This is a genomic window from Bacillus sp. AFS073361 (assembly GCF_002567005.1).
GTDB lineage: Bacteria > Bacillota > Bacilli > Bacillales > Cytobacillaceae > Neobacillus.
This window is the reverse complement of the sequence record NZ_NUZU01000039.1, coordinates 313,282-327,649: the sequence shown is the minus strand read 5'-3', so window position 1 is coordinate 327,649 and position 14,368 is coordinate 313,282. Positions and strand designations below refer to the sequence as shown.

16 protein-coding genes are annotated in these 14,368 nt (G+C 39.1%); 10 read left to right on the top strand and 6 right to left on the bottom strand.

Annotated features, from left to right (window positions below):
* Window positions 1–152 precede the first annotated feature (152 nt).
* Complete coding sequence (locus tag COJ96_RS21940) at window positions 153–1,523, bottom strand: MATE family efflux transporter (protein ID WP_098575912.1); 1,371 nt, start codon at window positions 1,521–1,523, stop codon at window positions 153–155.
* Between the two features lie 138 nt (window positions 1,524–1,661).
* Window positions 1,662–1,985 (bottom strand): hypothetical protein, encoded by a 324-nt coding sequence (locus COJ96_RS21935; RefSeq protein ID WP_098575911.1) that lies wholly within the window; start codon window positions 1,983–1,985, stop codon window positions 1,662–1,664.
* Window positions 1,986–2,420: 435 nt separating this feature from the next.
* On the opposite strand from COJ96_RS21935, the gene COJ96_RS21930 reads away from it, so the two are divergent.
* Window positions 2,421–3,248: a DUF2935 domain-containing protein gene (locus tag COJ96_RS21930; RefSeq protein ID WP_257148592.1), complete on the top strand. Its 828-nt coding sequence runs from the start codon at window positions 2,421–2,423 to the stop codon at window positions 3,246–3,248.
* A 33-nt stretch (window positions 3,249–3,281) separates the two neighbouring features.
* Here COJ96_RS21930 and COJ96_RS21925 read toward each other — a convergent pair whose 3' ends face one another.
* The 3 genes from COJ96_RS21925 to COJ96_RS21915 all read right to left on the bottom strand — a co-directional run bounded on the left by COJ96_RS21925 (window position 3,282) and on the right by COJ96_RS21915 (window position 6,287).
* Window positions 3,282–4,193, bottom strand: a complete 912-nt coding sequence (locus tag COJ96_RS21925; RefSeq protein ID WP_098575910.1) for an EamA family transporter — start codon at window positions 4,191–4,193, stop codon at window positions 3,282–3,284.
* 212 nt (window positions 4,194–4,405) lie between these two features.
* Complete coding sequence (locus COJ96_RS21920; RefSeq protein WP_098575909.1) at window positions 4,406–5,137, bottom strand: GTP cyclohydrolase II; 732 nt, start codon at window positions 5,135–5,137, stop codon at window positions 4,406–4,408.
* Between the two features lie 49 nt (window positions 5,138–5,186).
* On the bottom strand, window positions 5,187–6,287 hold the full coding sequence (locus tag COJ96_RS21915; RefSeq protein ID WP_098575908.1) for an FAD-dependent monooxygenase: 1,101 nt from the start codon (window positions 6,285–6,287) through the stop codon (window positions 5,187–5,189).
* Window positions 6,288–6,479: 192 nt separating this feature from the next.
* Between COJ96_RS21915 and COJ96_RS21910 the strand changes: the two genes are divergently transcribed.
* From COJ96_RS21910 to fbpA, 9 genes are all read left to right on the top strand, one after another.
* Complete coding sequence (locus COJ96_RS21910) at window positions 6,480–6,794, top strand: winged helix-turn-helix transcriptional regulator (protein WP_098575907.1); 315 nt, start codon at window positions 6,480–6,482, stop codon at window positions 6,792–6,794.
* A 361-nt stretch (window positions 6,795–7,155) separates the two neighbouring features.
* Window positions 7,156–7,278 (top strand): hypothetical protein, encoded by a 123-nt coding sequence (locus COJ96_RS29365; protein WP_257148591.1) that lies wholly within the window; start codon window positions 7,156–7,158, stop codon window positions 7,276–7,278.
* Between the two features lie 147 nt (window positions 7,279–7,425).
* A complete protein-coding gene (locus COJ96_RS21905; RefSeq protein WP_098575906.1) occupies window positions 7,426–7,851 on the top strand; it encodes a DMT family transporter in 426 nt (141 codons plus the stop codon).
* 38 nt (window positions 7,852–7,889) lie between these two features.
* Window positions 7,890–8,585 (top strand): Crp/Fnr family transcriptional regulator, encoded by a 696-nt coding sequence (locus COJ96_RS21900; protein WP_098575905.1) that lies wholly within the window; start codon window positions 7,890–7,892, stop codon window positions 8,583–8,585.
* A gap of 35 nt (window positions 8,586–8,620) precedes the next feature.
* Window positions 8,621–9,133: a DMT family transporter gene (locus COJ96_RS21895; protein ID WP_098575904.1), complete on the top strand. Its 513-nt coding sequence runs from the start codon at window positions 8,621–8,623 to the stop codon at window positions 9,131–9,133.
* Between the two features lie 329 nt (window positions 9,134–9,462).
* Entirely contained in the window at window positions 9,463–10,926 is a 1,464-nt protein-coding gene (locus tag COJ96_RS21890) for a sensor histidine kinase (protein ID WP_098575903.1), read from the top strand.
* Window positions 10,923–11,615, top strand: coding sequence for a response regulator transcription factor (locus tag COJ96_RS21885; RefSeq protein WP_098575902.1), 693 nt, complete (start codon window positions 10,923–10,925; stop codon window positions 11,613–11,615). The genes COJ96_RS21890 and COJ96_RS21885 overlap by 4 nt, the downstream gene beginning before the upstream one ends.
* Window positions 11,616–11,629: 14 nt before the next feature.
* Window positions 11,630–12,151, top strand: a complete 522-nt coding sequence (locus tag COJ96_RS21880; RefSeq protein ID WP_098575901.1) for a hypothetical protein — start codon at window positions 11,630–11,632, stop codon at window positions 12,149–12,151.
* 748 nt (window positions 12,152–12,899) lie between these two features.
* Window positions 12,900–13,094, top strand: a complete 195-nt coding sequence (gene fbpA, locus COJ96_RS21875) for a Fur-regulated basic protein FbpA (RefSeq protein WP_098575900.1) — start codon at window positions 12,900–12,902, stop codon at window positions 13,092–13,094.
* A gap of 66 nt (window positions 13,095–13,160) precedes the next feature.
* On the opposite strand, the gene COJ96_RS21870 is transcribed toward fbpA, so the two are convergent.
* Window positions 13,161–14,360 (bottom strand): CynX/NimT family MFS transporter, encoded by a 1,200-nt coding sequence (locus COJ96_RS21870; RefSeq protein ID WP_098575899.1) that lies wholly within the window; start codon window positions 14,358–14,360, stop codon window positions 13,161–13,163.
* Window positions 14,361–14,368 lie beyond the last annotated feature (8 nt).

The following is a 14,368-nucleotide window of genomic DNA, read 5'->3' as shown; positions in this document are numbered from 1 at the left end:
TTAATAGGTTAATAGGTTAATAATAGCTCAACTGGATGAATCATTAACCATCCAATTGGATTAAAAACACACCATCCACTTTCAGTTAATTTCGTAAAAATAGAACATGGCCGCCCTTTCGGCAGCCATGTTAATGAGAGTTACCAAGTCATTTAAGACAAACTTGATGATAAGTTTTGTTCGACCACTTTCTTCTTTAACCATGGTTTGGAGACCCAGCGCTTAAGGGCGAAGAACCCTCGGATACATTCATCCAATCCTTGGGCAAGCCAAATTCCTAACAGCCCTAAACCAAGTGTAATTCCGAAAAAGTAACTTAAGACAACAGCAATACCCCACATACTGATGATACCGATGACAACAGGAAAGCGTACATCACCGACTGATTTTAAAGAACCCATGAGAACGATATTCATGGCCCGGCCCGGTTCAATGAACACAATCGCCCATAATACTGGGAGAGCGATAGCGATTATGTCTGCATCGCTTGTAAATATAGTTAAAATTGGCTTGCCGATTAAAGCAACCGCAAGTGATACCGATGCCGAAACAATCACGGCAATTTTTAAAGTCTTCAGGCCCCTTTTTAGGGCCCGGTCATATTGCTTGGCTCCGATATAACGGGCAATCAACAGTTGTGTCCCTTGGCCAATGGCAAATGTAAATAGGAAGCAAACCATGGATATATTTAAAATATACACCCGTGCTGCTAATGCAGCATCCCCGGTTAGTGCTACCAAGCTTGTAATCACCACTTGTGAAAATTGATAAGAGAGGTTTTCTCCAGCAGATGGGATCCCAATCGAAAGTAGCCCCTTAACATCCTTTTTATTAATTTTAAACAAATCTTTCATATGAAACTTTAAAGCTAGTTGCCTATAAACAAAATAAAAAAGTGCTGCAATGATAAAAATTCGGGCAGCCAACATGGCATAAGCAACACCGGCAACACCTGTTACAGGGAGGCCGAACCATCCTTTAATGGCAATAAAGGAACCGGCCATACTAATCACATTCATGATAACCGTAACAACCATAGTTTCTTTTGTGTGTCCGTAGCTGCGCAAAACAGCACTTAATGCTAATGCGATGGCTTCAAGGAAAAGAGACAGACCAATAATAGAAAGGAAGGAGTAAGCAAAATCGTAAACTTCCCCGCTCAGGCCGTAAAAGTTTAAAAATACACCGCCAAATGCCACTACAACGATGGTCATCACAACACCAATCCAGAAGTTCACCCCAAATGCAGATCTTGCAAGGCGTCGTGCCCGGTCTAATCGGTTCGCCCCCAAATTTTGACCAATCAAGATGGTTGCTCCGATAGCTGTGACATTAAATACTAAAATAAATATATTAATAATCTGATTGGCTACGCCAACTCCTGCCACTGCGTTATCAGAATATCCGCTTAAAATTAACGTGGCAACAATTCCCATACCCATATGGAGCGATATTTCGATAAAAAGAGGCCACGTGATGCTAAATAATGATTGGTCCTGGTACTTATTGTTTTCTGTAGTCAATAGATTTTCCTTCTTTACTTAAAGTCATATAAAATCTATTCTAACTATATTTGTACGAATTTAAAATAGATATTTCTAAAATTTAGGAGGTCTATTTTTAAAAAACGTGTATAACGATTTTAATGAATTAGTGAGTTTTCAATTTTGCTTTTCCTTGATCTTTTCACGGATTTCTTCCAGTTCTTTTAATGACAGTTCACCTAGAGATTCTTTAATTTCTTCCTCCAATTGTTTTTTATTACTTTCTCGATATTGATCCCACCAATCCCGTAACCCTTCTGTATCATCTAAAAGGTATTCGATGTCAAGTTCCTCTAATTCATCATCCGATAGATAACTCATTACAGCACCTAACATACGTGAAAGTTTATCGATATCATCCTCTTTTTTTTGGTTAGTTTGCGATACAACAATCTCTTCGGTGTCAGGCACCTCGTTATTTAGTGAAGCTTTTCGTGGCATCGTTTACCATTCCTTACCTATTTTACTTTTCGAATATATTTTAGTATTACCATTAAAAATTGGATTGATGAATGCTATTGAATTTTTCTTATTGAGGACTAAGCTATTATTAATAAATCATTGTGAAAAAAGGGTAAATTTGTAATATAATAATATTAACTTGTTTGAGAGGTAAGGGGGTATGCGAGAGAGATTGCATTTAAAAACAGCACCTCCCAGCGATTAAAGATCCTGAAGGTCGGCTGGTCGAGCTTTGGGAGAAATAGCGGGTTGTAATTTATTTGCTGCTAAGCGATTGGCTGCATAGTTGAAGATGACATAAAAAAGACCAAATCGGTCTTTTTTTCTTTGGTTATAAACACATAAGAATGTGTGTGAATTTATTCTTTCATAGTCCTCTCATCCATATAAATGGGGTAGAGGGGGGGGAGAGCATTGCAAAGAAATATGATTTCCGTATGGGATGAACATTTATTTTGGTTAGAAGTTTTACAGGATCATGCGTATTTTGTGAGAGACAATCTTTCTGTTAGCGAAGCTCAATACGTTAACACTGCGCAACAATATATTAATTTATTTGGGGATTTAATTGCATCATTAGACAATATTCCAAGTTCAAGTAACTATACAGACGAAGCTATGATCTATTTTTCCCAAAGAGCATGGCCTGTTGCAAAAGGATATTTTGAATTTGAAGGGAAATTGCAGGCGCTTAGAATTGATAATAAGGTGAATTTAAATTTATCGCCAACCTACCTGAACGGAACATTAGCTGAAAATCAAGAATATCTGCGGTTTTCAAGTCTGTTGGTTTATGGAAGAGAGCCTGTACCTCTTCCATTACCAGACCTAATGGATTTATGGCTTGAAGATCAACTGGGACACGCCGTTCTGTTTAAGAATATTATTGACCCCATTGAAATCATGGCCAGTACTCAAGCGGAAATGTATATCAACAAATTTCAAGTTTATATCGTTCAAAATCACCACTTAAAGGGTTATTTGCGGTTCAAAGAGCCAGGGTTCGCCCGTCAAACTGAATTTGCTAATGAAGTGGGAAAAACAACTCAAGAGATGAGCCAATTTGTCTACAACATGGTGATTAAATATAAGGAAAATAAATTGCTTAATAAAACAACCTTACGATTTTTAGAGCATCATTTTCCAGAAACCTGTTACTTTATAAAAAAGCTAAGCTTCTTCGCTCCGAATTTACAGGATGCAGCAAGTAAATGCTCTTTAAAAAGACCATCTTATCAATAAAAATGGGGGCCATCATGACAGCCCCCACAAATCTTATAACACCGATTTACTTTCCAATGATGCTGACTTCATTTGAGGCTTAGGCCATTTAACGTTCGCGGCCATAATCCCCCCTAAAATAAGGACAACTCCAAGCCATTGTGACAAGTTAACATTCTCGGCTAGAACGATAGCAGACAAGATAACAGCAATCGGTAGCTCAGAGGCTGTTAAGATGGTTCCGAGGCTTGGTCCAACATGCTTCATTCCAATAGAAAATAAAAGCGGTGGCAAGGCGACGCCTAGTAATCCTAGGAACAATCCATAAGGAGCCACTCCCATCATTACAGGTAAATGAAGTAAATTTGTTGGCTGAAAAATTAATAAAACTGTGATTAATCCGCCAGTGGACATGAGTGCACTTTTCTGTACTGGCGGTGTACCCTCTCCCACAGAACTGCTGAGAAAGATAAAAGCAGTATATGAAATCGCGGAAAGCAGTCCCCACACTGTTCCCTGCAAGGTTAGATCTACGCCGCCTTCAGTAATAATGCCAGCAGCAAGAATCGAGCCAATGATTAGAACCCCAATCGAAGCCATTTTCCCCATACTAGGTATCTTTTTATAAACCATCCATTCAATAAAAGTGCCAATCCATACAAATTGAAATAAAAAGATAATCGCAAGTGAAGCATCAAGGGTCTGCAGGGATTGATAATAAAATATGCCCGTCAACCCAACTGGAATTCCTGCTAAAAGCAATTTACCTATGTTCAGTAGGGTAAGTTTTGCCTTCTTTGAAAACAGTGCGACGCTCCAAATGAGTAAGGTCCCGAGTATGAATTGACTCCCGGTAACTTCTTTTACCGTAAACCCAGCTGAGTAAGCAAGCTTAACAAAGGTCGATAATACACCGTAACAGCATCCTCCTAAAAAAACAATCAATGCATAGTGCCAAGTTTTCATTTTTTCTACCCCTTTTTGATTTTTTTAATCTTTCGATCCAGTTTCCAAACAACAAAAAAGCCACACAGCTCTCACGTGAGAACTGTGTGGCGAAAATAGAGATATTTCTCTAGAAAAGTCCACAAACAAATGAATTTTGTTATTTAATTATTGCCTTTGTTACTTTAAAACAATTGTCATGAAATGTCAATAACTTTGAATGTTTTATTTTCCTACGCCATATGACCAGATTTTTTTACTTTCGTCTGTAAGTATTTTTCGTTGTACTCGGAGATATCGCCCCAAAGAGGAGTTCGTCCAGAAACTGTTGCACCTGCTGCTTTTAAGGCCTTAAGCTTTCTCGGATTGTTCGTGATGAGGGTGACAGGTTTGCTTCTTAGCGCTTTAAGCACTTCAATCGCATCCTCGTAATTTCGTGTATCATCTGGAAATCCAAGTCCTTCATTTGCCTCGACTGTGTCGTAGCCATTTTCTTGCAGAATATAGGCCATTGCCTTGCTAAATAAGCCTATTCCTCGGCCTTCATGATTGGCTAAATAAAATAACGCTCCGGTTCCATGCTCGGCAATCATTTTCATCGATTGCTTTAGTTGAAAACCGCAATCACAGCGCTTGCTGCCAAAGATATCTCCTGTATGACAAATAGAATGCATTCTGATTAATGCATCCTCTCCGTATTCAAAATCTCCATAAACGAGGACACTTGATTGTTGGTATTCCGCTAAATTCCCAGAAGCTAATTGATCAATGACTTGCTGGAAATCTTCTGTTACATGTTCACTCTTCAGCCAGCTGTACCATTTAAATTCTACCGTTTCACCATATAAATTGACTGGAAGCTTGATCGGTCCCACTAGGTAAATCGCTTCCTCACCTTTTTTAACTAACTTTATTTTATCCTCTAAAAAAGAGAGAGTATCTGCTTTTAATTGAATTTGTTCCACTATGAATTCCCCCAATCCATATTTTCATAGATTCCTACTGCCATTTCTGTCAAGAAAGGACTGGCACGGCAAAATTTTCCCGATAGTTTTTTTCTTTCTCTCGTTGCTGTTGTTGCAGCTTTTCTGTATGATCCCGTCGTTCGTGTTCGAATCTTTTTAATTGTGCCGCACTATGGTTCTGTTTGTCGAGTGCTTCGCTCAGTACATCAGCTAATACATCTGCATCTAATAGTGCACAATTGATCCCAAATGCACCAGTTGGACTCATCGTATGTGCGGCATCGCCCATGATCACCAACCCGTCTTTCACCCATGTTGGAGAATGTGAGCTTTGCACTTTTAATAAAATAAAATCGTCCCAGGATCGAATCTGGGTACGGATTGTTTCGGTTAACTCTGGAAATGCATCTATCACTTGTTTGATAAAAGGTTCACATGATTGCTTTTTTAAGGATGGATAAGAATTTTCTTCAATATTCCAGCCTATTTGAATGTACCCGCCTGCCTGGGTAAACAAAGCCAGTTGATTTCCATTCACCAAAGTGTTTTTAATAGTTGGTTCCCAATTAGCTGGGCTTTGAATTTTCGCCCATAACAAATCGTATCCATGTGTTTTCTTTGTAAAAGGCATCTCAGCCAGTTTCCTTACTGTTGAGAACCTGCCATCAGCACCGACAACAATCTTGCTGTTTATTGTCACTTCTTGCTCGCCATATAGTGCTTTTAAACCAGTTACATTACCTATATCATTAAACATTAACTCTGTCACCTTTGTCCCCATCATCAGTTTGAAATTCTGATAAGGTTCAGATGCTTGAATTAACACGCTTAACAAATTCTTTTGCGGGACATGAATGCCGACATGCTGCTCCCCAGCACCAGGTGTGATGGTCTTTATTGCCTTTCCGTCCTGCCAATATTCCACTCGTTCCATTAATAATAACCCAGCAGCTTCTACTTGGTCATAAAGATTATATTTTTTTAATACTCGTTCTCCGTCCTGATTGAGATGTTCACCACGGAATTCTTTATCGATCCCTTTGTGACGTTCGAGTACAATCGTTGAAATTCCTTTTTTGGCAAGCAAATATCCTAGTAACGCGCCTCCGGGACCTGCACCTACAATACAAACATCTGCCTCAAGGTTCATGTTTGAAAACCACCTTATTCTATCTGATGTATTGACGAACCGTAAATGGTTAAAGTAAAATATTCATAGTTAATAATTATTCGTTAGTCAGTTACTTTATGTAAGTAATTATATTTTTAAAAACCGATTGTGTCAAATAAATATATTTTGCAAGGTAATTATGTTGCTAATTGCGAAGAGGGGGAAAGGTCAATGGATGAGTCAGTCATTTGTCCTCGATTTGAAAAAGCGATGGGGATGTTAAGCCAGCGTTGGACAGGATTAGTTATTTATCAACTGCTATCAGGCCCAAAACGCTTCTGCAGCTTGGAATCTTCAATGGGGATTAGCGGAAGAGTCCTTTCCGAGCGGCTCAAGGATTTAGAAGGTCAGGGGATTGTGAAACGAGAGGTGTTTCCGGAAACACCTGTCCGAATTGAGTATTCTCTTACAGAAAAGGGACTCTCTTTAAAACCAATCATACAAGAACTTGAAAAATGGTCACAAACCTGGCTGACCATGGAATAAATGATTATTAGGCAACCTTGGCCAAGGTTGCCTGTTTTTTGCTGTAAGCTATTTAAAAGCATGAGGAGAGCCGGCCGGAAATTAAAAGAATCAGGCTGATTGACGCCTGAAAATCATAAAAATGAGGAGACAGGGTAGCCAATAGGGCTTATTGACGACTGGGAATAATAAAAATGGGGCAACAAGGTAGTCAATAGCTATTTATTTAACCCCTATGGCTGCTATAAACAATCCTTTTGATTTGTTGAGAAAAATAGTAAATCAAATCGCATAGCCCGCAAAAAAGTTAGCAAACTAAAATGGCGGGTGACGATTTATTAATTGGCATCTTGAATTAGGAAACAACAAGGGTGGTGAACGTATGGCTAAAAATAAGAATAACCAATTGAAGAACAATAAAAATGCTCAACCAAATGATCAAGAATTTGCAGGAGAAAATGGACTTGAAAAGGTAGTTAGACAAGCCCAAAAAAAGCCGAAATAAGTTATGGACTGTAAAAGATCGTCATTTTGGCGGTCTTTTATATTAGGCATTTAACACAATTTTATAGTTGAGGACATATGTCCTATTCAAACAAGCATGTGATACCTTTTAATATAGACAGAAATAAAAATTAGGGGAGAAGAGAGAATGAAGGGAATTATCTTTGCGTTTTTAGGTGGGGCATTTATTACCTTGCAAGGAATTGCTAATACACGAATAAGTCAAGATATAGGTACATGGCAAGCTGCAACCATTACCCAGTTTACAGGATTCATAATGGCCTTCATTATCTTACTGTGCGTTCGAGAACGCCAATGGCAAGGCTTCAAACAAGTGAAACCACTATATCTGATGGGTGGTGCCTTTGCGGCAATTGTTATCTTCAGTAATGTGAAATCGATTGAGGAAATCGGTGTAACCCTTAGTATATCGGCTATTCTGATTTCGCAGTTAACATTAACTTTTATTATCGATAGTAGCGGATGGTTCGGCCTGGAAAAGCAAAAGATGAAACTGCCACAGTTTATTGGTATCGGGATGATGATTGCAGGTGTGGTCATCCTAAGGTCTTAAGTCTCGCATGATACTGTTAAAAACAGAGGTGAAACCGAGTGAGGGAACAAAAGAATCAGGATCAATTGCTCGCCTATATCCAAACATACCAACTAGATTCGATATTTCATGAACCATTGATTCCTCATTTGTCGCTGTACAGTTTTGACCAAGGGGAACTGATCTGCTCCCAGGGGGAAGCTTCACAGTATTTGTATGTTTTGGTTAAAGGAAAGGTCAAAATCTATACTAGTTCGCCGGAAGGTAAAACACTCATTCTCTCTTTTAAGAAACCGATTGAAGTGATCGGGGATATTGAGTATGTCCGCGGCATTGATATTATTAACACGGTGGAGGCGGTATCGCCGGTTCGGATGATTGGAATTCATTATCGCTGGTTGAAGCAATATGGAAGTGACCACGCGCCATTTCTGCAATTTTTATTGGATATTATCACCAGGAAGTTTCAGCTAAAAAACAATTTAATGACCTTTAATATTATGTATCCGGTCGAAGTTCGTTTGGCTAGTTACCTTTTGTCGGTTTCCTTTGATGAAGCTGATTCACACGATAAAGACCAACTGAGTATCAGCATTAAGGATGCGGCCAATTTAATTGGAACAAGTTATCGTCATTTGAATCGAGTCATCACACAATTCTGTGAAGAGGGTCTGATTGAACGGAATAGAGGTTCCATATTAGTTAAGGATAGAAATGGATTGAAAGGTCTCGCAGGCGATAATATTTACGAATAAGTTTGAAAAAAATCAATACAAGGGAGAGAAAATGGATGATTCTAGGATTATTATTCGCAATTATTGCCGGATCGCTGGTAGCCTTGCAAAATATTTTCAACAGTAAAGTCAATGAACGGGCAGGGTCATGGGCAACAACGACCTTAGTATTAGGGATGGGATTTCTTGCTTCACTGACGTTCGGACTTATCTTTGAGGGTGGACAGTTATCCCATTTGGAAAATATGAAAACGTGGTACTGGTTCAGCGGGATGATTGGCGTAGGTGTGGTAGTTTGTCTTGTTCAAGGAATTAAGAGGCTCGGACCAACCTATGCCATTGCGATTGCGTTAACATCACAGTTGTTGTTTGCCCTGCTGGGGGACTCACTAGGCTGGCTAGGTCTGAATAAGGTTCCATTTACGCTCAATCAGTTGATTGGCGTGCTGGTCATCGTCGGCGGAATTGTTGTGTTTAAATTTGCAGGCAGCGGTGAGGGCCATAAAGTGTTTGTTTGGCCATTTGCAAAAGGGAATAAAGTGCCGGAATATCAACAAAGAGAAAGCTAAAATGTGCTGAGAACTGGGCAGCATAGTCTTAATAGAAGACGGAAAGCCAACCTCTAGTGAACAGCAAGTTTAACTTTCATAGGGATCTAAAAAGCAGAATGGCCAGTTGAGCATTCTGTTTTTTTATTTGTTAAAAAAACTTATCGCCCTTATAAAAGTAACCATTTTCGCTAAAAGACGGCTATTTTTTCTTAACAAACCGACTGGACAAATAATTTTATACTTTTTTTAGAATTGGTTTAGAAGTGGTTTATAATTCGAGGTTATGATAAATAACAGTAGGCAGATGAATTATTGTATGAGGATAAATGCGTTAAGGAGATTTGCTCATGTCAATCAAGACGAGACTTTTGCTTTCCTATATGGCCATGACCTTCATGCCCATCGTGTTGTTCGCCTTTATTGCAGCAACACTTGTTTCCACTTTTTATAAGGATATGGCAGGAACCATGGATGGGAAGGGAATACCAGCCTTTTGGGAAACGACCAATGAACGCCGAGATTTGATTGCCGGCGTGAAATTTATGTCACAAAATGACCCAGACCGATTCAATGACATCCAATTCTTGAAAAACACAGACGAACAATTAAATCGTGTTCATTCAGGACTTGTAGTGATGAAAAATAATCAAGTGAGCTTCACTTCCTCTTTTGTGAACAGCCTTGATATAGATGCTTCAGAGATTCAGAAAATGCAAAGGAGTCAGACTCAAGACCGCTGGGGAAAAACTCGTTTTTTAGTTGAAGCATTCAATATCACCCTTAGCGATCACACTACAGGTACGGTATATGTACTTTCTGATTTATATCCCTTTTTCAAGGAAGTAAGAAAGTTTTTCCCACTGTTAGTATTGTCGCTGCTACTTGTTATTGGATTAACGAACGGTGTCCTTACCTATTTAGTTTCCCGAAGCTTTATTAAACCCTTGTTTACACTAAAACATGCTGCAGAACAAATTAAAAAAGGGAATCTGGACCATGGAGTGGAGTTGGAACGCAAAGATGAATTCGGAGAATTAGGAGCTTCCTTTGAAGAAATGCGCGTTCGTTTGAGAGAGTCAATCCATCTTCAACTACAGTATGAAGAGAACCGGAAAGAGCTAATTTCAAATATTTCACATGATCTGAAAACGCCGATTACGGGAATTAAAGCCTGTGTTCAAGGTATTCAAGATGGAATCGCAGATACTGTTTCGAAAAAGGAAAAATATATAAATATGATTGCAAAAAAAGCGGATGATATGGATCATTTGATTGATGAATTAATGCTGTATTCCAAGCTGGATTTAAATCAACTGCCATTTCATATGGAACCTTTGGACATTCGGGCATACTTACGGAATTATATAGAGGAATTACGTCACGACCCGCGGATGGATAACATTAAGATTACGTTTTCTTCTGGCAGGGCCAGTCCGGTTCGTGTTATGGCAGACCACGAAAAGTTGACCAGAGTAATAATAAACATTATTGAGAACAGCTTAAAATATATGGACAAGGCACATAAGGAAATTAATGTGGAATTGTTTGACGACGAGGCAAAGGCAACAATACACATCCAGGATAATGGAACGGGAATTGACAGCAATGAACTGCTCCATATTTTCAATCGTTTTTATCGGACAGAACCTTCGAGGAATATAGATACGGGAGGCACTGGTCTTGGTCTTGCTATTGTCAAACAGATAGTAGAAGGCCAAGGTGGGACCGTTTGGGCTGAAAGTCAATTAGGAGAAGGGACTAGCATATATTTTACGCTGTCAAAGATCAATCATGAGGGTGAGGACGAGTGAAACGAATTTTAATCATAGAGGACGATCAGGTCATTTCGGAAGTGGAAAAAGATTATTTAGAAGCAAGCGGCTATGAGGTAGAAATTGCCGCAAGTGGGGACCTAGGTCTGAAAAAGGCCTTAGAAAATGAATATGATTTGATTATTCTTGATCTCATGCTTCCAAATACAGATGGATTTGAAATCTGCCGGCAAGTCCGACATGCGAAAAACATTCCAATTTTAATGGTATCCGCTAAAAGGGAAGAAATCGATAAGATACGAGGCCTCGGTCTCGGTGCAGATGATTTTGTGACCAAGCCCTTCAGTGTGGGTGAGCTGATGGCCAGGGTCAAAGCGCATCTTGCCCGCTATGACCGATTAATGTCAGATAATGTTGGGAGACACAAAGAAGAAATTCAAATCCGAGGTATTCGTATTGATAAGTTATCTAGAAAAGTTTTCGTAAATGAAACTGAAATTCCATTTACATCGAAGGAGTTTGACTTGCTGCTATTTTTGACCATCCATCCGAATCAGGTGTTCAGCAAGGACGAACTATTTGAAAAAATCTGGGGATTGGATTCAAACGGAGACAATGCCACGGTAACAGTTTTTATTGGTAAATTGCGTGAAAAAATTGAAACGAATCCCTCAAACCCGAAATATATTGAAACCATTTGGGGTGTAGGGTATCGGTTTAATGTGTGACAAGGGGGAATAGTATGAGGAAATTGAATCTTACCCAGAGAAGATGGCTGCTTATCTTACATTTATTATTTGCAGCAATTATGTTCGGGGTGGCCATTGTTTTTTTAATTCTGAGTATAACTGCCGCAAACACGAACGATGCCGGTGTGCTCAAGGCATGTTATACAAGTATGCATGTTCTTGCTAAAACTTCTGTTCGTGCTTCAACAATTGGCACTGTGGTGACAGGGATATTACTATCTGTGCTAACGCAATGGGGATTGTTTAAATATTACTGGATAATCGTTAAGGAAGGGTTGACGCTCCTCTCGATTCTATTGGGACCCTTCGCTATGTATTCCTTAACACTCAAGGCGGTAACATTGACATCCAAGGTAGGGATGAACACTCTTTTGAACCCATCGTTTACTGTAAACCAGTGGCAACTCTGGATTGGAATTATCCTTCAGATTATTTCGCTTGGTGCGATGTTTGTAATTTCGGTGTTTAAACCATGGGGTCAGCGAAAACAGAGGAAAGCGGCGAACCATGCCTGAAGAAGAAAGGGAGAAGAGACTTAAATGACTTCCCTTCCCGGCGGGAGAGAAAAGATGATCGAGGAAGTTCTGAATGTGAATATCTGGGCAGGGTTGAGCGTCAATTTCATAGTCGTTGAGTGGAGAATCCTTCGTAAAAACGAAAGTCGTAAGGTGTCAGGCACCATGTGAAAAAATTCACATGGTGCCTGACACCAATCTTTTGACTATCAACAGGTTTTTTAGATTTTTTCATTGACATGATCCATCGGAGGATGTTACTATCCTAATAAGTAATCATATGGGTATTATTGGAATTAGATAAATTGATTTAATCTTTAACAAGTCAGTTAATTAATAATCGTTACCAGACAACTGGAGACACAAATCAATGTGTCTCCTTTTTGACTATAAAAATTCATTTCACTATTTCACTAGTCGACTATTCTGATAGAGACTTCTCCCACCCCTGAGAAGTCTTTTTTTTATCCAAATTAATGGAGCTGATTCTATTGGAAGACTCCTTTTTTCTTAAAACCTTGTTGATTTTGAATTCGCTCAATAATTCACTCATTCGCTCATTGATGCTAATAATTCGCTCATTGCCCCCTGAATTCGCTCATAAAACTCAAAAATTCGCTCATAAAAGGGAAAAGTCGATAAAAATCCAAAAGGTTGAGTGTAAAATTACAAAAAATATGATATCTCGTTGGTATTAATAAGTAACTCTTATCAAAACACAAACAAACTGACAAAGGGAGAGGATGGTATGGAGAATATCCTTCGGAATGCTGTAGAACAAAGAAGGAAAACATTAATAAATATATTGCTTACCTTTAAAGTATTTGAAAATAAGGAGCAGCTTTCGAAGTTTTCTTTAACAGAATTAGAGAATGAATACAAACGATTAAAGTCGAATAGTCATCCTCACAGTGATAGCGGATCAATTAAATGGAAGAAGTAAATATAAAAAGATGGCGCACAGTGAATGTCACCGTGCGCCAAGTATTTAATCTAGTATTCCCCACTATTACACATATTTGTCTCGGCCGGACATCATCCCGAACAGCATAACGATGAAAGAGATTATGATTAAGGTAATTAGCGGAATCATCCACATATGGGTGAAATCATACAAAAATCCAATAAACAAGGGACCTACTGCTGCTAAGATATAACCCGTTGATTGTGCCATCCCAGATAAATCGGCTGCCTCGCCGGCACTCTTAGAGCGGAGGCCAATATAACTTAGAGCTAGTGGAAAAGTTCCTCCCAATGCGATTCCAATAATGATAATACTTACGATTAAAATCGGATAAGAAGAGCCTAACAGTAATCCTCCGTAACCAATGATAGAGCATATGCCTAACACAAAAGATATCCATACTTGCGAACGATACCGTCCAGCAATTACAGGGATGAAGAAACTAGCCGGTAATCCGACAATTTGACTAAATGACAAGAGCCAGCCTGCTGTTTCCATACTCAATCCATGGCTATGTAAGATTTCAGGTAACCAGGAAATGGTTACATAAAATAAAAAAGATTGAAACCCCATAAATATAGCGATTTGCCAGGCAAGCGGCGAACGCCAGACATGATTCGAACTCGGAGTGACTTTTCTAATCTCCTTTTGATTTCCTTGATTAAATTTAGAAAGGAATATCCACACCAAAATCGCTGCGACAGCGGGAATCCCCCAAACGTTTAAGGCACCCTTCCATCCAAGGTTCATTCCCACTGCTAACGGAACACTAACTCCGGATGCTAAGGAGGCAACTAATCCCATGGATGTTGAATAAACACTTGTCATCAGCCCAAATTGGTCTGGGAATTTGTCCTTTGCAATCGCAGGTAGTAGGACATTTCCAATCGCTATCCCGACCCCAATAAACAAAGTCCCTGTGAAAAGAAAAAACGCCATGGGAATAGATCGTATGACAATGCCTATTAAAAGAGAGATCAAACCAACTACTAAAGCCATTTCATTTGTTAAACGATTGGCGAGCTTTGGTACAATCGGTGACATGATGGCAAAAACAATTAAAGGCAAACTCATTAATAAGCCCGCGCTCCAATGGGCTAGTCCCACATCTTTCTGAATCATTCCAACTAACGGTCCTACTGATGTAATCGCAGGACGCAAATTAAAGGCAATTAGTACAATCCCAATAATGAGCCATATGATGTAAGTCGATTTCGAATAGGTATTTGATTTTAGTAACTCCACTACTTAAA

Bases quoted from the DNA above. Each gene is read 5' to 3' on its own strand.
- COJ96_RS21935 (WP_098575911.1), bottom strand. From the start codon at position 1,985: ATGCCACGAAAAGCTTCACTAAATAACGAGGTGCCTGACACCGAAGAG.
- COJ96_RS21925 (WP_098575910.1), bottom strand. From the start codon at position 4,193: ATGAAAACTTGGCACTATGCATTGATTGTTTTTTTAGGAGGATGCTGT.
- COJ96_RS21915 (WP_098575908.1), bottom strand. From the start codon at position 6,287: ATGAACCTTGAGGCAGATGTTTGTATTGTAGGTGCAGGTCCCGGAGGC.
- COJ96_RS21910 (WP_098575907.1), top strand. From the start codon at position 6,480: ATGGATGAGTCAGTCATTTGTCCTCGATTTGAAAAAGCGATGGGGATG.
- COJ96_RS29365 (WP_257148591.1), top strand. From the start codon at position 7,156: ATGGCTAAAAATAAGAATAACCAATTGAAGAACAATAAAAATGCTCAA.
- COJ96_RS21905 (WP_098575906.1), top strand. From the start codon at position 7,426: ATGAAGGGAATTATCTTTGCGTTTTTAGGTGGGGCATTTATTACCTTG.
- COJ96_RS21895 (WP_098575904.1), top strand. From the start codon at position 8,621: ATGATTCTAGGATTATTATTCGCAATTATTGCCGGATCGCTGGTAGCC.
- COJ96_RS21890 (WP_098575903.1), top strand. From the start codon at position 9,463: ATGTCAATCAAGACGAGACTTTTGCTTTCCTATATGGCCATGACCTTC.
- COJ96_RS21880 (WP_098575901.1), top strand. From the start codon at position 11,630: ATGAGGAAATTGAATCTTACCCAGAGAAGATGGCTGCTTATCTTACAT.
- fbpA (WP_098575900.1), top strand. From the start codon at position 12,900: ATGGAGAATATCCTTCGGAATGCTGTAGAACAAAGAAGGAAAACATTA.